Annotated in this window: 14 protein-coding genes and 1 pseudogene; 7 read left to right on the top strand and 8 right to left on the bottom strand. The window is 72.5% G+C overall.

Annotated features, from left to right (window positions below):
• Positions 1–9: 9 nt before the first annotated feature.
• Positions 10–660 carry a nucleoside/nucleotide kinase family protein gene (locus AB0958_RS14095; RefSeq protein ID WP_366890660.1) on the bottom strand — a complete coding sequence of 217 codons (651 nt, stop codon included), beginning with the start codon at positions 658–660 and terminating at the stop codon, positions 10–12.
• A gap of 76 nt (positions 661–736) precedes the next feature.
• Here AB0958_RS14095 and AB0958_RS14090 point away from each other — a divergent pair, with 76 nt between their 5' ends.
• Both AB0958_RS14090 and AB0958_RS14085 read left to right on the top strand, forming a co-directional pair.
• Complete coding sequence (locus AB0958_RS14090) at positions 737–1,471, top strand: beta-phosphoglucomutase family hydrolase (protein WP_366890659.1); 735 nt, start codon at positions 737–739, stop codon at positions 1,469–1,471.
• Positions 1,468–3,813: a glycosyl hydrolase family 65 protein gene (locus AB0958_RS14085; RefSeq protein ID WP_366890658.1), complete on the top strand. Its 2,346-nt coding sequence runs from the start codon at positions 1,468–1,470 to the stop codon at positions 3,811–3,813. The genes AB0958_RS14090 and AB0958_RS14085 overlap by 4 nt, the downstream gene beginning before the upstream one ends.
• 192 nt (positions 3,814–4,005) lie before the next feature.
• On the opposite strand, the gene AB0958_RS14080 is transcribed toward AB0958_RS14085, so the two are convergent.
• Together AB0958_RS14080 and AB0958_RS14075 are read right to left on the bottom strand one after the other, a co-directional pair.
• On the bottom strand, positions 4,006–4,899 hold the full coding sequence (locus AB0958_RS14080) for a M56 family metallopeptidase (RefSeq protein WP_366890657.1): 894 nt from the start codon (positions 4,897–4,899) through the stop codon (positions 4,006–4,008).
• The gene (locus AB0958_RS14075) at positions 4,896–5,279 is read right to left on the bottom strand and encodes a BlaI/MecI/CopY family transcriptional regulator (RefSeq protein ID WP_366890656.1); all 384 of its coding nucleotides are present in this window, start codon (positions 5,277–5,279) and stop codon (positions 4,896–4,898) included. The genes AB0958_RS14080 and AB0958_RS14075 overlap by 4 nt, the downstream gene beginning before the upstream one ends.
• Positions 5,280–5,554: 275 nt before the next feature.
• Between AB0958_RS14075 and AB0958_RS14070 the strand changes: the two genes are divergently transcribed.
• Complete coding sequence (locus tag AB0958_RS14070) at positions 5,555–6,508, top strand: lysylphosphatidylglycerol synthase domain-containing protein (protein ID WP_366890655.1); 954 nt, start codon at positions 5,555–5,557, stop codon at positions 6,506–6,508.
• 47 nt (positions 6,509–6,555) lie between these two features.
• On the opposite strand, the gene AB0958_RS14065 is transcribed toward AB0958_RS14070, so the two are convergent.
• Together AB0958_RS14065 and AB0958_RS14060 are read right to left on the bottom strand one after the other, a co-directional pair.
• A complete protein-coding gene (locus tag AB0958_RS14065) occupies positions 6,556–7,257 on the bottom strand; it encodes a phosphatase PAP2 family protein (RefSeq protein WP_366890654.1) in 702 nt (233 codons plus the stop codon).
• Positions 7,254–7,913 carry a DedA family protein gene (locus AB0958_RS14060; RefSeq protein ID WP_366890653.1) on the bottom strand — a complete coding sequence of 220 codons (660 nt, stop codon included), beginning with the start codon at positions 7,911–7,913 and terminating at the stop codon, positions 7,254–7,256. The genes AB0958_RS14065 and AB0958_RS14060 overlap by 4 nt, the downstream gene beginning before the upstream one ends.
• A 276-nt stretch (positions 7,914–8,189) precedes the next feature.
• On the opposite strand from AB0958_RS14060, the gene efeU reads away from it, so the two are divergent.
• From efeU to AB0958_RS14045, 3 genes are all read left to right on the top strand, one after another.
• Complete coding sequence (gene efeU / locus AB0958_RS14055; RefSeq protein ID WP_366890652.1) at positions 8,190–10,313, top strand: iron uptake transporter permease EfeU; 2,124 nt, start codon at positions 8,190–8,192, stop codon at positions 10,311–10,313.
• A 47-nt stretch (positions 10,314–10,360) separates the two neighbouring features.
• Positions 10,361–11,632, top strand: a complete 1,272-nt coding sequence (gene efeB / locus AB0958_RS14050) for an iron uptake transporter deferrochelatase/peroxidase subunit (protein ID WP_366890651.1) — start codon at positions 10,361–10,363, stop codon at positions 11,630–11,632.
• Positions 11,633–11,769: 137 nt separating this feature from the next.
• Positions 11,770–12,930, top strand: a complete 1,161-nt coding sequence (locus tag AB0958_RS14045) for a HoxN/HupN/NixA family nickel/cobalt transporter (RefSeq protein ID WP_366890650.1) — start codon at positions 11,770–11,772, stop codon at positions 12,928–12,930.
• A 13-nt stretch (positions 12,931–12,943) separates the two neighbouring features.
• On the opposite strand, the pseudogene AB0958_RS14040 reads toward AB0958_RS14045, so the two are convergent.
• From AB0958_RS14040 to AB0958_RS14030, 3 genes and pseudogenes are all read right to left on the bottom strand, one after another.
• Positions 12,944–13,333 (bottom strand): annotated as a pseudogene (locus AB0958_RS14040) (hypothetical protein); the annotation flags it as partial.
• 99 nt (positions 13,334–13,432) lie between these two features.
• Positions 13,433–14,836: a Si-specific NAD(P)(+) transhydrogenase gene (gene sthA / locus AB0958_RS14035; protein WP_366890649.1), complete on the bottom strand. Its 1,404-nt coding sequence runs from the start codon at positions 14,834–14,836 to the stop codon at positions 13,433–13,435.
• 93 nt (positions 14,837–14,929) lie between these two features.
• A complete protein-coding gene (locus AB0958_RS14030; protein WP_366890648.1) occupies positions 14,930–15,136 on the bottom strand; it encodes a hypothetical protein in 207 nt (68 codons plus the stop codon).
• A 169-nt stretch (positions 15,137–15,305) separates the two neighbouring features.
• On the opposite strand from AB0958_RS14030, the gene AB0958_RS14025 reads away from it, so the two are divergent.
• On the top strand, positions 15,306–17,150 hold the full coding sequence (locus AB0958_RS14025; RefSeq protein ID WP_366890647.1) for a glycoside hydrolase family 15 protein: 1,845 nt from the start codon (positions 15,306–15,308) through the stop codon (positions 17,148–17,150).

Raw genomic sequence — 17,150 nt, 5'->3', positions numbered from 1 at the left:
TCGACCTCTTCACCGAAGCGCCGGCAGCGCGGTCTCCGGTACCACCAGGTCCGCCCGGTCCCGGGTGGCCGCGACCAGGTCGGCGTTGAGCTGGTCGGTGCCCGCCACCCAGGCCACCGCCTCCTCGTGCCCCTTGCCGAACTCCTCGTGCCGGGCGACCAGCCGCCGTACCCGCTCGGCCTCGCCGATCTCGCAGAACCACACCTCGTCCAGCTCCTGCCGCACACCTGTCCACGAACCCTCCGCCAGCAGCAGGTAGTTGCCCTCGGTCACCACCAGCCGGGCCGTCGGCGGGACCGGGATCGCGCCCGCGATCGGCTGCTCCAGCACCCGCTCGAAACCCGGCGCGTACACCACGTCGGCGGTGTCCTCGCGCAGCCGCCGCAGCAGCGCCGCGTACCCGGCCGCGTCGAAGGTCGCGGGCGCCCCCTTGCGGTCCCTGAGGCCCAGCCGGTCCAGTTCGGCGTCGGCCAGGTGGAAACCGTCCATGGGCACCTGCGCCACCCACGGTTCACCCGTCCCGTTCAGCTCCCGCACCAGATGCTCGGCGAGGGTCGTCTTGCCGGCACCGGGGCTGCCCGCGACACCGAGGAGGGCGCGCGGACCGCGAGCGGCGAGTGAACGGGCGCGGTCGAGGAGGTCGTCGAAAGTCAGCGGCACGCAAAAAGTGTGACACCGGCCCGGGATGTGGCGCACGCCACCCTCTCGCCGCCGCCAGGTGGGGAAGATGCCGGACATGACTGCACTCGGTCTGCCCGACACCATTCAGGCCTGTCTCTTCGACCTCGACGGGGTCGTCACCAGAACCGCCGTCGTGCACGCGGCGGCCTGGAAGGAGATGTTCGACGCCTTCCTGCGCGGCTACGAGGGCCAGCGGCCCTTCGACCCGGCCGCCGACTACGACGAGTACGTCGACGGCCGCCCGCGCGCCGACGGCGTCCGCGCCTTCCTCGACTCCCGGGGCATCCACCTGCCCGAGGGCACCCCGGACGACCCGCCGGACGCGCCCACCGTGCACGGCCTCGGCAACCGCAAGAACGAACTGCTCCTGGCCAGGATCCGCACCGACGGCGTCGAGGCCTACGACGGCACCCTGCGCTATCTGGAGGCGGTCCGGGCCCAGGGGCTGCGCACGGCGATCGTCTCCTCCAGCGCCAACTGCCGTGACGTACTGCGCTCGATCGGTGCCGAGCACTTCTTCGACGTCCGCATCGACGGCGTCGTGGCCGCGGAACGGCACCTGCCCGGCAAACCGCACCCGGACACCTTCCTGGCCGCCGCCCACGACCTCGGCGTCGAGCCGTCCCGGGCGGCCGTCTTCGAGGACGCCCTCGCCGGGATGGACGCGGGTCGCGCGGGCGGCTTCGGATACGTCGTCGGCGTGGACCGCGTCGGGCAGACCGAAGCCCTGTACGCGCACGGCGCGGACACGGTCGTCAAGGACCTCGCCGAGCTGGGAGGCAAGGAGTGATCACCCAACGGTCGTACGCCGTGGAGCCCTGGGCGGTCCGCGAGACGGCGCTCAACCTCGACGTGCTCGCCCAGAGCGAGTCGGTGTTCGCGCTGTCCAACGGGCACGTCGGCTGGCGCGGCAATCTCGACGAGGGCGAACCGCACGGGCTGCCCGGCAGCTACCTCAACGGCGTCCACGAGGTGCACCCCCTGCCGTACGCCGAAGCCGGCTACGGCTACCCCGAGTCCGGGCAGACCGTCATCAACGTGACCAACGGCAAGATCCTGCGGCTGCTCGTCGACGACGAACCCTTCGACCTGCGCTACGGCCGGCTCGTCAGCCACGAGCGGGTGCTGGACCTGCGCCGGGGGGTCCTGGAACGGACCTGCGAGTGGACCTCGCCCGCGGGATCGACCGTGCGGGTGCGCTCGACCCGGCTGGTGTCCCTGACCCAGCGGGCGGTGGCCGCCGTCGCCTACGAGGTGGAGGCCGTCGACCGCCGCTGCCGGATCGTGGTCCAGTCCGAGCTGGTCGCCAACGAGCAGCTCCCCGGGGCGAACGGCGATCCCCGCGCGGCGCAGGCCCTCCAGTCGCCGCTGGAGCAGGAGGACGACTTCGCCGACGGGTACCGGCTGCGTCTGGTGCACCGCACGAAACGCAGCGGACTGCGGGTCGCGGTCGCCGCCGACCACACGGTCTTCGGCCCCGAGCGGACCACGACCCGTTCCGAGAGCGGCGTGGACGTGGCCCGGCTGACCGTGACCTCCGTACTGGAACCCGGGCAGCGGCTGCGGGTGGAGAAGTTCGTCGCGCACGGCTGGTCCGGGGTGCGTTCGCTGCCCGCGATGGCCGACCAGGTGGACGCGGCCCTCGCCGCCGCCGCGCACGAGGGCTGGCAGGGGCTCACCGACGAACAGCGCGGGTACCTCGACGACTACTGGTCCCGCGCCGACGTGGAGGTGGACGGCGACGAGGAGGTCCAGCAGGCCGTCCGCTTCGCCCTCTTCCACGTCCTGCAGGCCGGCGCCCGCGCCGAACAGCGGGCGATACCGGCCAAGGGCCTCACCGGCTCCGGCTACGACGGGCACGCCTTCTGGGACACCGAGATGTTCGTCCTGCCCGTCCTCACCCACACCGCCCCGGACGCCGTCGCCGAGGCGCTGCGCTGGCGGCACAACACGCTGCCCGCGGCCCGCGAACGCGCCACCCAACTGGGCCTGGCCGGCGCCGCGTTCCCCTGGCGGACCATCGCGGGCTCGGAGGGCTCCGCGTACTGGCCGGCCGGCACCGCCGCCTTCCACGTCAACGCCGACGTCGCCGACGCGGTGGTCCGCTACGTCGCCGCCACCGGCGACACCGACTTCGAACGGGACATCGGTGTCGAACTGCTCGTGGAGACCGCCCGGCTGTGGCGCTCGCTCGGCCACCACGACAGCCGCGGCGCGTTCCACATCGACGGCGTCACCGGACCCGACGAGTACAGCGCGGTCGCCGACGACAACACGTACACCAACCTGATGGCCCGGGCGAACCTGCTGGCCGCCGCCGACGCCGTGGAACGCCACCCCCGCGAGGCCGCCCGGCTCGGCGTCGACGCGGAGGAGTCCGCCGCCTGGCGGGACGCCGCGGAGGCCGTGCACATCCCCTACAACCACGAACTGGGCGTCCACGAACAGCACGCCGGGTTCACCCGCTACCAGCGCTGGGACTTCGAGAGCACCCGCCCCGAGCAGTACCCGCTGCTGCTGAACTTCCCGTACTTCGACCTGTACCGCAAACAGGTCGTCAAACAGGCCGACCTGGTGCTGGCGATGTACACCTGCGAGGCCTACTTCGACGAGGAGCACATCGCCCGCAACTTCGCCTACTACGAGCCGCTGACCGTGCGGGACTCCTCACTGTCCGCCTGCTGCCAGGCCGTGGTCGCCGCCCAGGCCGGACACCTGACGCTCGCCCACGCGTACACGGCCGAGGCCGCCCTGATGGACCTGGACGACCTGGAGCACAACACCCGCGACGGACTGCACATCGCCTCCCTGGCCGGCACCTGGATGGCACTGGTGGCCGGCTTCGGCGGACTGCGCCACTACGACGACGGGGCGAGGTTCGCCCCCCGGCTGCCGGAGCGGCTGCGCAGGCTCGCCTTCACCCTGCAACTGCGGGGCAGCAGGCTGCGGGTGGAGATCGGGGCGGACAAGGCGACGTACACCCTCCTCGACGGGCCCCCGCTCACCGTCCACCACCACGGTGAGCCGGTCACCGTCGACACGGACAGCCCAGCGGTGCGGGCGGTGCCGCCGGTCCGCCCGGGCCCGACGCCGGCGCAGCCGTTGCACAGGGCGCCGAACCGGCCGGGCTGAGGGCCAAGTCCCCGCCAGGGGCGCTGGGGGTACCCCCGGCCGAAGGCTGGGGGAGCAACCGCGCGACCAGCCACGACGGCGCCGTGCACGACCAGGCCGCAGTGTCGACTGCCGGTCGGGTGTGGCTGAGCGCGCAGTTCCTCCGCCAGCCTTCGGCCCGGGGGTACCCCCAGCGCCCCTTTGGGGCGCGCTTCACCCGAGGGCGTTCGAAAGGAGGGCCGCCAGGTCGCTCGTCGCGTCGGCTGCGAACAGGGCCGCCAGTGCGCCGAGCGCGAGCACGGCTGCCGCGGCCGGCCAGAGACGGGGCGGCGGGGCCGTCTGCAGGGCCGCGATGCGGCGGGTCACCGCGCGGTCGGTGAAGTTCAGGGCGCAGGACGGGTGGGCGCGGCCCGCACTGAGGGCGGCGCGGGCCAGGGCGCGGGCGGTGGTGGCCCGGTCGCCCACGGCGGTTGCCGCCTGCTCGTCGGCCCAGCGCTCCACCAGGAAGGTCACCGCCGGACGGACCGGCCCGAGCAGCGGGTTCGCGGCCACGGCCAGGGTCGCGGCGGTCACCAGGCTGCCGTGCCGATGGGTCAGATGGGCCCTTTCGTGGGCCAGCAGCACCCGCCGCTCGGCCGGCGTCAGCGCGCCCAGCATCGCCGAGGTGACCAGGATCCGGCCCGGCCGACCCGGGATCGCGAACGCCTGCGGCACCTTCGAGGCGGCCACCACCAGCTCCGTGTCCCGCGGCTGCCCCTCGCACAGCCGCCGCAGCGCCCGCCGGGTACCGCGTTCGGCCCGTACCGCCCGCTGCACCCGCCACGCCACCGCGGCCAGCGCGAGGCAGGCGGCGACGCCGATCGCCTCCGGTACCGGATCGGCCAGCCGGTGTCCGTCCTCGTGCGCCTCCCGGACCACCGGCGGCGCCTCGCCGAGCAGAGCGGTCGTCAGCAGGATCAGGGACCAGGTGGTGGCGGCGGCGGTCAGCACGGCGGCCGACGTCAGCACACGCGCCGCCAGCGCCGGTGCCACCCGCCGGCCGATCACCGGACAGAGCAGCGGCAGCACCACGGAGACCAGCAGCGGGGTGTAGACGTCGAACCTCATGCGCCGCCCCCGGCGAACAGGTTCCGCAACGCCCGCTCCTCCTCCGGGCCCAGCCCGGACACGAACTGCTGGAGGGCCGCGATCGGGTCGGGCCCGCGGTCCAGGGCCTCGTGCATGGCCTCGGCCGTCAGCTCCGCCGCGTTCTTCGCCGGCCGGTAGGCACCGCGCCGCCCGTCCGCGTCCCGCAGTACCAGCCCCTTGTCGTACAGCCGCTTCAGGATCGTGTGAACCGTGTTGTAGGCGAGCCCGCCGCCGATCTCGGACTGGATCTCGGCGGGGGTCAACGGGCGTTCGGTCGCCCACAGGGCCGCCAGGACCTCGCTCTCCAGCTCCCCGGCGCTGCGCCGCTCCGCTCTGCCGCGGGACCCTGTGCCAGCCATGGCTCAACCTTACAGGTTGTAGGGCCGCCGTCCGGGTGGGTGTAGCGGCGCGGTGGGCGCCGCGAAACCGGGTTAGTTTGGCAGTGTTTGCCCATGCGTGTTCCTGAGACCATGGTCAGCCCTACACGTTGTAGGGTTTTTGACCCTACGGTGTGTAGGGAAAGAGGGGTGGATGGATCGATGGCCGTGAGCGCGCACGCCGTACTCGTCAGAACCCGTCGGCGGGGCCCCGGCGGCCGTCGTCCGTGGCGCCGGGCCGCACCGCCGGCGGGGTCATGAGCGCGCCGCCCGAAGCCGGCCCCCTCGCGGTCCGCCGGCCGCCGCGCTACTGGCAGAGCGCCCTGTGTCTCACCCTGCTGCTGGGCGGGCTCTACCTGGCCCGGCGGCACTGGCCCACCGTGCAGCACGGGGCCGGGCGGCTGGCCGTCGCCGACCAGGGCTGGCTCCTGGTGGCGGCCACGGCCGCGGTCGGGACCTGGGCCTCCTCGGCGCTCGCCCAGCAGGGGGCGGTCACCGAACGGCTGCCCGGACGGCGGCTGGTCGCCGCCCAGTTCGCCGCCTCGGCCGCCAACCACGTGCTGCCCGCCGGACTCGGTGCGGGCGCCGTCAACCTGCGCTTCCTGATGCGCTGCGGGCTCCCGGCCGGCCGTGGCGCGTCCGCCCTCGCCGTCAAGGCCACCGCCGGGGCCGTGGTCCGCCTGGTCCTCATCGCCGCGCTCGCCCCCGCCTGCCCCGGTCTGCTGCGTGTCCCGCACGTCCCGCCGGTCCTGTTCCTGGCCGGCTGCGCGGCCGTGGCCACCGTGGTCGGCGTCCTGCTGCGCACCCGGTGGTGGCCGCGCTGCCGGGCCGCGGTGCTGACCGTGGCGGGCGACATCCGGGCGGTGCACGCCAACCCGGCCCGCGCGGCGGCCCTGTGGGGCGGCTCCCTCGTCTTCGCCGCGCTGCACTCGCTGGTCCTGATCGCGGTCACCCAGGCGATCGAGCTGCCGCTGTCCCCGGCCCGGGTGATGCTGCTCTACCTCGCCGCCAGCGGCGCCGCCGCGCTGCTGCCCACCCCCGGCGGCCTCGGCTCGCTGGACGCCGCCCTCGCTCTGGCCCTCACCGCGTCGGGCACCCCGACCGCCGCGGCCACCTCCGCCGTGCTCGGCTACCGGCTGCTGACGGTGTGGCTGCCGCTGGTGCCGGGGCTGCTGGTGCTCGGCGTGCTGATCCGGCGCCAGGCGCTGTGACCGTACGGGCGTTCCCCGGCGGCCCGCGTCATCGCAGGGGAGGGTCGTCAGCCGGTGGTGACCGGCCGGTCCGGTGCGTCGGCGCCGTCCCCGGGGCCCGGCGGCAGCCAGGCGGCCGGGAGCCACGCGGCCGCCGCGCACCCGCACACCCCGAGCCAGCCGACGGCGAACAGCCAGCCGCCGAGCACGTCGGTGAACCAGTGCACCCCCAGGAACACCCGGGTCAGCCCCACGGCGACCCCCCAGCAGGTGACGGTCGCCCGCCAGATCCACCCGCCGTGCGGGACCCGGACGGCCAGGGCCAGCAGGAGCAGGCCGGCGGTCATCGCGGCGGTGGTGCTGTGGCCGGACGGGAACGACCAGCCGGAGGCCAGGGTCTCCCAGTCCTGCTGCGGCGGCCGGGGGCGGGCGACCAGCTCCATCACGCCGTACCGGAGCGCCTGCCCCAGGGCGAGACACAGGACGCCCAGGAGTACGGCGCCCGCCCGCCCGCGCCGCCCGCGGCCCGCCAGCACTCCGGCCAGCACGACGAGGGCGTACGGGACGACGCCGGTGCCGGTCATGGTGATGGCCCGGGCCACGGCCACCGCCACGTCCGGGCGGTGCCCGAGCGACCAGGCGTGCAGGGTCCGGTCCAGGGCGAGCGGGGCGCCGTGCCGGCCGCAGACGAGCAGCGCCAGCAACCCGAACGCCACCCAGGCGCCGAGCCCCGCGCTCCCGGCGAACTCCGTGACGCGCCTGCGGTTCATGACTCCCGTGCGGCCCTGCGGGACCGCAGCACCTCGGCCACGAGGGGGATCAGCGAAACGGCCACGATCACGGCGATGATCGGCAGCAGGTACCGGTCCACGTTCGGGATCGAGGAGCCCAGCGCGTAGCCCGCGAGCGTCAGGCCGAGGCTCCAGACCAGGCCGCCGACGGCCTGCCAGAGGGTGAAGGTGCGCACCGGCACCCCGAGGGCCCCGGCCAGCGGGTTCAGCACCGTGCGCACCACCGGCACGAAGCGCGCCAGCACGATCGCCTTCGCGTGGCCGTAGCGCTCCAGCAGTTCCTCGGTGCGCCTGGCTCCCTCGTGCAGCCGTGCCGAACTGCTTCTCGCCAGCAGCGCGCCGCCGGCTCTGCGGCCCAGCAGGTACCCGGTCTGCGAGCCCGCCAGCGCCCCCACCGCCGCCGCGACCAGCAGGGCGGGCAGCGAGAGTTTCAGGCCCTGGCCGGAGGTGCCGGTGCAGAGCAGGCCCGCGGTGAACAGGAGTGAGTCGCCCGGCAGGAAGAAGCCGATCAGCAGCCCCGTCTCGGCGAACATCACCACGCCGACACCCAGCACGCCGAACGCGGCCAGCAGCGAGTGCGCGTCCAGTACGTTGACGGCGAGCTGCGAGGCCAGCTGGTGTGGGGGAGTGGTCATCGGCACGCGCCCTCTCATCGCTCGACTACACATCTGTAGACGGTCTGTCGAACTGTAGTCGATGAGCGGGCCCGCCGGGTTCGTCCGGGGGGCCGTGTCCCCTGTGTGTGGTGCTGTGCGATGTCACGGCAGGTCCTGGCTTTTGCCGCACCATTGCCTGTTCATGACCGATTGACTACATGGCTGTAGTCATCATGGTCGAGCGGAAGTAAGGCATGCCTTCACTAAGTTCGAGCCACGGGGCGGGGACGGGCCTGCCGGGGAGGGCTGCGGCGGATGTGGGACGACGCGTTTCCGAGTTTTCTGATCGGTCTGAGGGAAGGCCTTGAGGCCGGGCTGATCGTCTCCATCCTCGTCGCCACCCTGGTACGGGCCGGGGCCAGGAACCGGCTGCCGCAGGTGTGGACCGGTGTCCTCGCCGCGATCGCGCTGGCGCTGAGCTTCGGCGCGGTGCTCACCTTCACCGCCGCGTCGCTGTCCGCGACCGCGCAGGAGGCCTTCGGCGGCACCCTCAGCGTGATCGCGGTCGCCTTCGTCACCGCGATGGTCTTCTGGATGCGCCGCTCCGCCCGGAGCCTCTCCGGGGAGATCAAGGAGAAGGTGACCGGGGCGCTCGCCATGGGCTCGGGCGTCCTGGTGGTCACCTCGTTCCTCGCGGTCGGCCGCGAGGGCCTGGAGACCGCGCTCTTCCTGTGGACCACCGCCCAGGCGGCCGGCGAGTCCGCGGGGCCGCTGGCCGGCGCCGGAATCGGCCTCGTCCTGGCGGCGGGCCTGTGCTGGGGTCTGTACCGGCGCGTCCTGCGGATCAACCTGACGAAGTTCTTCACCTACACGGGCGCGGTCCTCATCGTCATCGCGGCCGGCGTCCTCGGCTACGGGTTGCGGGACCTCCAGGAGGGCGGCGTGTTCCCGGGCAGCGAGACGTACGCCCTCGACCTCAGCGGCAGCGTCGACGCGGGCTCCTGGTACAGCACCCTCCTCCAGGGCGTCCTCAACATCGCGCCGACCATGACCTGGCTCCAGGTGGCCGGGTACGCCGGCTATCTCGCGGTCGTCATGACCCTGTTCGTACGGGGAGTACGAGCGACGGCTCCGACGCCCGCCGCCGCACCGTCGACCGGCGCAGCGGCGCCGCGGTCCGCCGCGGAGAACCCCGAGGCGCAGCCGCAGCCGCAGCCGCAGCCGCAGCCGCAGCCTCAGGCCGTCGTCGGTGAGTCGCGGGCGGCGAAGGGGCCGCGGCGGCGGCCCGCCTGGGTGGTGCCCGTCGCCGTGGTGGCCGTGCCTGCGGTGGTCGCCGGTCTCGTCGTCGCCCTCGCCCGGCCCAAGCCCGGCAGCGGCCAGACCGTCGCCGTCTCCGAGACCGAGTGCGGCAAGGGCTTCACGGCACCCGAGCCCGGCCGCCGGACCTTCCAGATGCAGAACACCGGCAGCAAGACCTCCGAGGTGTATCTCATCGATCCGAGCACCGACGCGGTGTACGGCGAGATCGAGGGCCTCGCCCCCGGCACCACCCGCGCCCTGGTCGCCACCGTCGCCGGCGGCACCTACGCCTGGCGCTGCGTCCCCTCGGGCGGCCGGGCCGTCACCTCCAGGTCGGTCACCGTCAGCGGCCACGGAAGCGGCGCCAAGGCGGTCGTACCGGTCTCCGAGAGCGACCTCGCGGCGCCGCTGAAGGCGTACAAGGCGTACGTCGAGCAGGGCCTCGCCACCCTCGTGGCGGGGACCCGCACGCTCGACGCCGACATCGAGGGTGACCACCTCGACCGGGCCCGCACCGACTGGCTCACCGCCCACCTCACCTACTCCTCCCTCGGCGCCGCCTACGGCACCTTCGAGGACTTCGACAAGAAGATCAACGGCCGCGCCGACGGCCTCGCGGGCGGCGTCGACGACCAGGGCTTCGCCGGATTCCACCGGATCGAGTACGGGCTGTGGCACGGGCAGTCGGCGGCGCGGCTGAAGGCCCCCGCCCAGGCGCTCGCCGCGGCCGCCGCCGGACTCCAGAAGGCTTTCCCCACCCAGGACTTCGACCCGGGCGACCTGCCGCTGCGCGCCCACGAGATCCTGGAGAACACCCTCCAGTTCGAGCTGACCGCCGACACCGACGAGGGCAGCGGCACCAACCTCGCCACCGCGAACGCCAACCTGGCGGGCACCCGCGAGCTGCTCACCGTACTGGAGCCGCTGCTGACCACCCGGGCACCGAAGCTGCTGCCGACCGTCGACGCGGACGTCGCCCGGCTGCAGAAGCTCCTGGACGCCGAGCACCGGGGAACCGCCTGGACCCCGGTCGAGAAGCTCGACACCGTCACCCGGCAGCGGATCAGCGGAGCCACCGGGCAGCTCCTGGAGGACCTCGCCCCGGTGCCGGACCTCCTGGAGATCAGGAAGTCCGCCTGATGAACCCCGCACAGCACCAGCACCCGTACGACGAAGGGAACCCTCCGATGTCCGCTGCCGACACCCCGTCCTGCCCCATGGGCGCGGGCCGCCGTTCCTTCGTGCGCACGGCGCTGGGCGCCGGGGCCGCGGGCGCGGTGCTGGCCGGCGGCGGCTTCGCGCTCGGTCAGGCCGGCGGCACGGCGCAGGCGCAGGCCGCCGACGCGACGAGCAGCACCAGGATCCCCTTCCACGGCGCCCACCAGGCCGGCATCCTCACCCCGGCCCCGGCCGCCGCCACCTTCGTCTCGCTCGACGTCATCGCCGACAGCCGGCGGGAACTCGCCGAGCTGCTGAAGACGATCACCGAGCGGGCCCGCCTCCTCACCTCCGGCGGCACCCCGGAGGACCTCGGTGTCGGCGCGCCGCCCTCCGACAACGGCATCCTCGGCCCGGACGTCCCCTCCGACGCGCTGACCGTCACCGTCGGTGTCGGCGCCTCCCTGTTCGACGACCGCTACGGCCTGGCGAAGGCGAAGCCGGCCCGCCTGACGCCGATGCGGACCTTCCCGAACGACAACCTGAACGCCGCCGAGTGCCACGGCGACCTCTCGTTGCAGATCTGCGCCGACAGCCAGGACACCGTGCTGCACGCCCTGCGGGACATCACGCGGCACACCCGTGGCGCCATGCAGATCAAGTGGCGCATCGACGGCTTCCAGAACGCCCCGCGGCCGACCGGCGCCCAGCGCAACCTGCTCGGCTTCAAGGACGGCATCGCCAACCCGGACGTGCGCTCCGCCCGCGAGACCGACCGGCTGGTCTGGGTGGGCGACGGCCAGGGCGAACCCGCCTGGACCGCCGGTGGCAGCTACCAGGTGATCCGGATCATCCGGATGCTCGTGGAGTTCTGGGACCGGGTCTCGCTCAGCGAGCAGGAGCTGATGTTCGGCCGCCGCAAGGACACCGGCGCCCCGCTCGACGGCGCCAAGGAGACCGACATCCCCAACTACGCCAAGGACCCCAAGGGCGACGCCATTCCGCTGGACGCCCACATCAGGCTGGCCAACCCGCGCACCGCGGGGACCGACAACACCCGCATCCTGCGCCGGGGCTACAACTACGACCGGGGGATCGACAGCGTCGGCAACCTCGACATGGGTCTGGTCTTCTGCTGCTACAACCAGGACGTCAGGCGCCAGTTCGAGGCCACCCAGACCCGGCTCGTCGACGAGCCCCTCGTCGACTACATCTCCCCGACCGGGGGCGGCTACTTCTTCGCCCTGCCCGGCGTGCGCGACACCGGGGACTGGCTGGGCCGCGGGCTGCTGTCCGCCTGAGCGTCTTACCTTTCCTTTACCTTCTCATGGGGAAGGCCTGGCACTGCCGCTAGTGCGAACGATTTGCAAGTACGGGAAGATGGCACCAGGCTGTCGACAGCAGCTGCTCCCACCCGACCGAAGGATGCCACCCCCCGATGACGGCCGCCCCTGGTTCCGCTCCGTCCCTCCCCGCCCAGGCCGAGACCAAGCCCTCGGCCTGGCGCCGTGTCCGCGGTTCCATGACACGCCAGGAGTGGACCAGGGTCGGCGGGATGGCGGGGTTCGTGCTCGCGCTGCACGTCATCGGCTGGGGCACCCTGGTCGGGATCATCGCGCCGCAGCACTTCAGCGTCGGCAAGGAGTCCTTCGGGATCGGCATCGGCATCACCGCGTACACCCTCGGCATGCGGCACGCCTTCGACGCCGACCACATCGCGGCGATCGACAACACCACCCGCAAGCTGATGGGCGAGGGGCAGCGTCCGCTGTCCGTCGGCTTCTGGTTCTCCCTCGGCCACTCCAGCATCGTCTTCGGCCTCTCCCTGCTGCTCTCGCTCGGCCTGAAGACCCTGGCCGGACCGGTCCGGGACGACGGCTCGCACCTCCACGAGGTGACCGGCCTGATCGGTACGACGGTCTCCGGCACCTTCCTCTACCTCATCGCCGGCATCAACCTCGTCATCCTGGCCGGCATCTGGAAGGTCTTCCGCCAGATGCGCTCCGGCGCCTACGACGAGGCCGCCCTGGAGAACCAGCTCAACAACCGCGGTCTCATGAACCGCTTCCTCGGCCGGGTCACCGGCTCGATCACCAAGCCCTGGCAGATGTACCCGCTCGGCCTGCTGTTCGGCCTCGGCTTCGACACCGCCACCGAGATCGCCCTGCTGGTCCTGGCCGGCTCCGGGGCCGCGTCCGGGCTGCCCTGGTACGCCATCCTCACGCTGCCGGTGCTGTTCGCGGCCGGCATGTCGCTGCTCGACACCATCGACGGCTCGTTCATGAACTTCGCCTACGAGTGGGCGTTCTCCAAGCCGGTCCGCAAGGTCTACTACAACCTCACCATCACCGGTCTGTCCGTCGCCGTCGCCCTCGTCATCGGCACCGTCGAACTCCTCGGCCTGCTCGCCGAGAAGCTGGACCTGCACGGCTTCTTCTGGGACTGGATCGCCGGGCTCGACCTCAACACGGTGGGCTTCGTCATCGTCGGGCTCTTCTTCGCCACCTGGGCGGTCGCCCTGCTGATCTGGAAGGCCGGCCGGATCGAGGAGAAGTGGACGACGGGCCTCGCCCGTCCCGCCGAGCAGACCGAGGCCTGAACGCCCCTGCGGGACCGTGGGTGCCGTGCCGGCGCGCGGAGTAGTGGTGCAGGATCTGGAGGTGGCCCTCCACGGTGTCCGGGACCCAGGGGGTCGGGTCCTGGGGGTACGCCTCGGCGGCCGGGCCGGGCCGGCCCGGGCATGGCGTCGGTCGCCGCCCGCAGCACCAGCGCGTCGGCGCGGTGCGGCTCGGCGGCGAGCCAGGACTCCGCCGTCGCAGCGCCCGCCCAGGCCTGCGCCGACAGCCGGACCCGAGGCCCGCGGACGAGCCGGTCGGGCCCCGTGCTCCGCAGCAGGGCCCGAAGACCCTGCCGCGGCCGATGACCACGTCCTGCCGGGCCGAGGTGAGGGACTCGCCCCCGCGGTCGGGGTCGACGTCGGGGGCGAAGCGGTCTCACGCCATCGGACTCCTACCCCGGAAATCGGTGTGCGTCGGCCGCAGCCCTCGGCCCCTGTTGTCGCTGGTCGACTCGGACACCGGAAGCAGCGGTTCCGGCACCCTTCAGTCCTCCAGCCGGTCGAGCTGACGCAGCTTGTTGGTGGCGTCCAGGGCGGCGACCTTGTACGACTCCGCGAGCGTCGGATAGTTGAACACCGCGTCCACCAGGTAGTCGACCGTGCCGCCGCAGCCCATCACCGACTGACCGATGTGGATCAGTTCTGTCGCCCCGGTTCCGAAGCAGTGCACACCGAGCAGCCGCCGGTCCCCGGGCGAGACCAGCAGCTTGAGCATGCCGTGCGAGTCACCGATGATCTGCCCCCGGGCCAGCTCCCGGTAGCGGGCCACCCCGACCTCGAAGGGCACGCAGTCCTCGGTGAGCTGGTCCTCGGTGCGGCCCACGAAGCTGATCTCCGGGATGGTGTAGATCCCGATCGGCTGGAGGTGGTCCATCTCCCCGACCGGCTCCCCGAAGGCGTGGTAGGCGGCGACCCGGCCCTGTTCCATCGAGGTCGCGGCGAGCGCCGGGAATCCGATGACGTCGCCGACGGCGTAGATGTGCGGCACCTCGGTGCGGAAGTGCTCGTCGACCTTGATCCGGCCCCGCGGGTCCGCCGACAACCCCGCCTTGTCCAGGTCGAGTTCATCGGTCAGGCCCTGTCGGCCCGCCGAGTACATCACCGTGTCCGCCGGTATCTTCTTGCCGCTCTCCAGCACGGTCAGCGTGCCCCGCGGGTGCCGCTCGACGGCGGCGACCGTCTCCCCGAAGCGGAAGGTCACGGCCAGGTCCCTGAGGTGGTACTTCAGCGACTCGACGACCTCGACGTCGCACATGTCGAGCATGGCGGCACGCTTCTCGACCACCGTGACCTTGCTGCCGAGCGCCGCGAACATCGAGGCGTACTCCATGCCGATCACGCCGGCGCCCACGATGACCATGGAGCGCGGCACCCGCTCCAGCGACAGCACGTTGTCCGAGTCCATGATGGTGCGGCCGTCGAACTCGACGCTGTCCGGGCGGGCCGGCCGGGTGCCGGTGGCGATGACGATGTGCTCTGCCGTCAACAGCCGTTCGTCCCCGCCGGGTTCGCGCAGGGCGACGGTGTGCGGGTCCTGGAACCGGCCGGTTCCGGAGCAGAGGGTGACGTGGTTGCGGGAGAGCTGGTTGCGGATGACGTCCACCTCGCGGCTGACCACGTGCTGGGTGCGCGCGGTCAGGTCGGCGACGGTGATCTCCTCCTTCAGCCGGTAGCTCTGGCCGTACAGGTCGCGCTGGGTGAGCCCGGTCAGGTAGAGGACCGCCTCGCGCAGGGTCTTGGAGGGGATGGTGCCGGTGTGGATGGACACACCGCCGACCATCTCTGGGCTGTCGACCACGGCCACCCGGCGGCCGAGCTTGGCCGCGGCGATGGCGGCCTTCTGACCGCCGGGACCGGATCCGATGACGAGCATGTCGAAGTCTGGCACCTTGCGGAGTCTGTCAGCAGGCGCCCCGGCTCCGAAAGGGTGAACCGGCAACCTCCGCATGAAATCCCATGCGGACCTGGGCCGTTGCCGTACTCAGGGCAGCAGGCGCTCGATGCAGTTCGGGCCCTCGCGCTCCAGCTTCTTCCGGGCCCATTCGAGGGTGGCCGGGGTGACGTCCCGGCCCGACGCCAGTACCAGGTCCTCCGGTGCCACCCCGGTGCCGGGGGCGCTGTGCAGCACGGAGTCCGGGGTCGCGCGGTCCTCGGACGACCAGGACGCTTCGGGTTCTGAGGTCGACATGATCCCTCCTTCACGGAGCGGGTGCACATTCTCACGATTGCCCGCATGGCCGAGCCCCGCATCCCGAGCGGATCCGGGGTCCGGCCCGGCCGGGCAGCCGGTGCGGAACGGAACGCATCCCTTTTAAGCTGGTACGTGACCGTACACCCGTTTCGGGGAGGCCGCCACGATGGCCGAGCAGCCGTTCTACGAGAATGCCCCCGGAAGCCCCCGCTACCTGCCGATCGCCGAGCACGGACTGATCGGCGACCTGCGCAGCGTGGCCCTGGTCGGCAGCAACGGCACGATCGACTGGTACTGCACGCCGTCCTTCGACTCGCCGAGCGTCTTCGCCGCGATCCTGGACGCCGAGCGCGGCGGCTACTTCGCGCTGGCCGCGGCCGTACCCGCCCGGACCAAGCAGTTCTACTTCCCCGACACCAACGTGCTGATCACCCGGTTCTACACCGACGAGGGGGTGGGCGAGGTCCAGGACTTCATGCCGGTGAAGGGCGAGTCCGCCGAGTCCGCGGAGTGCGAGCGGCACCGGCTGATCCGCCGGGTGGTGTGCGTACGCGGCACCGTGCCCTTCCGGGTCCGGGTGGCCCCCCGCTTCGACTACGGCGCCTCGCCGCACACCCTGCGGATGTGCGGCGACACCGCGCTCTTCGAGTCGCCGGCGATGTCCCTGGCGCTCACCTCCACGGTGGCCCTGGAGAGCGACGGCCCCGACGCCCACGCCGACTTCAAGCTCGCCGAGGGCGAGACCGCCGTCTTCGCCCTCGACCAGGCCGGCGAGCACATCGCCCCGCGCGGCTGCGCCCGCATCGAGGCCCAGCGTCAGTTCGAGACCACCGTCCGCTACTGGCGGCGCTGGCTGCACCAGTCCCGCTACCGGGGCCGCTGGCGCGAGATGGTGCACCGCTCGGCCCTCACCCTGAAACTGCTCACCTACGCCCCCACCGGCGCCATCGTCGCCGCCCCCACCACCAGCCTCCCCGAACAGCTCGGCGGCGAACGCAACTGGGACTACCGCTACGTCTGGATCCGCGACGCCGCCTTCGCCGTGTACGCGCTGCTGCGGCTCGGCTTCAGCAGCGAGGCCGCGGCCTTCATGGGATTCGTCACCACCTACATCAGCCCGGGCGACGGCTTCGCCTCCGGTCCGTTGCAGATCATGTACGGCATCGACGGCCGCGCCGATCTGGGCGAACGGGAGCTGACGCACCTGGAGGGCCACTGCGGCTCCGCCCCGGTCCGGGTCGGCAACGCCGCGGCCGGCCAGCTCCAGCTGGACATCTACGGCGCCCTCATCGACTCGATCTACCTCTACGACAAGTGGGCGCAGCCCATCTCCAGCGACCAGTGGGACGACGTCACCCGCCTCGTCGACTGGGTCTGCGAGCACTGGGACCAGCCCGACGAGGGCATCTGGGAGACCCGCGGCGGCCGCAAGGACTTCCTCTACTCGCGGCTGATGTGCTGGGTGGCCATCGAGCGGGCGATCCGCCTCGCCAACCGGCGGGGCCTGCCCGCCGACCTGCCCCGCTGGCGGCAGTCCCGCGACACGATCTACCGGCGGATCATGGACCGCGGCTGGTCCGACCGGCGCGGCGCCTTCGTCCAGCACGAGGGCGGGGAGGTGCTGGACGCCTCACTGCTCATGATGCCGCTGGCCAAGTTCATCGCCCCGACCGACCCCAAGTGGCTGTCCACCCTGGACGCCCTCACCGAGGACCTGGTCTCCGACTCCCTCGTCTACCGCTACGACCCGCAGGCCAGCCCCGACGGCCTGCGCGGCGACGAGGGCACCTTCTCCATCTGCTCCTTCTGGTACGTCGAGGCCATGGTGCGCGCCGGACGCGTGGACGAGGCCCGGCTCGCCTTCGAGAAGATGCTCACCTACGCCAACCATCTCGGCCTGTACGCCGAGGAGATCGGCCGCACCGGCGAGCAACAGGGCAATTTCCCGCAGGCGTTCACCCACCTCGCCCTGATCAGCGCCGCCTTCAACCTCGATCGCGCCCTGGGCTGA

Origin of the sequence: Streptomyces sp. NPDC006655 (assembly GCF_040703965.1) — a bacterium.
Taxonomy (GTDB): domain Bacteria; phylum Actinomycetota; class Actinomycetes; order Streptomycetales; family Streptomycetaceae; genus Streptomyces.
Note: the sequence above shows the minus strand (reverse complement) of the source record. Positions and strands in the feature narration are given on the sequence as shown.

Coding starts and splice junctions, on each gene's coding strand:
- AB0958_RS14090 (WP_366890659.1), top strand. CDS start 737: ATGACTGCACTCGGTCTGCCCGACACCATTCAGGCCTGTCTCTTCGAC.
- AB0958_RS14080 (WP_366890657.1), bottom strand. CDS start 4,899: ATGAGGTTCGACGTCTACACCCCGCTGCTGGTCTCCGTGGTGCTGCCG.
- AB0958_RS14075 (WP_366890656.1), bottom strand. CDS start 5,279: ATGGCTGGCACAGGGTCCCGCGGCAGAGCGGAGCGGCGCAGCGCCGGG.
- AB0958_RS14070 (WP_366890655.1), top strand. CDS start 5,555: ATGAGCGCGCCGCCCGAAGCCGGCCCCCTCGCGGTCCGCCGGCCGCCG.
- AB0958_RS14065 (WP_366890654.1), bottom strand. CDS start 7,257: ATGAACCGCAGGCGCGTCACGGAGTTCGCCGGGAGCGCGGGGCTCGGC.
- AB0958_RS14060 (WP_366890653.1), bottom strand. CDS start 7,913: ATGACCACTCCCCCACACCAGCTGGCCTCGCAGCTCGCCGTCAACGTA.
- efeU (WP_366890652.1), top strand. CDS start 8,190: ATGTGGGACGACGCGTTTCCGAGTTTTCTGATCGGTCTGAGGGAAGGC.
- efeB (WP_366890651.1), top strand. CDS start 10,361: ATGTCCGCTGCCGACACCCCGTCCTGCCCCATGGGCGCGGGCCGCCGT.
- AB0958_RS14045 (WP_366890650.1), top strand. CDS start 11,770: ATGACGGCCGCCCCTGGTTCCGCTCCGTCCCTCCCCGCCCAGGCCGAG.
- AB0958_RS14030 (WP_366890648.1), bottom strand. CDS start 15,136: ATGTCGACCTCAGAACCCGAAGCGTCCTGGTCGTCCGAGGACCGCGCG.
- AB0958_RS14025 (WP_366890647.1), top strand. CDS start 15,306: ATGGCCGAGCAGCCGTTCTACGAGAATGCCCCCGGAAGCCCCCGCTAC.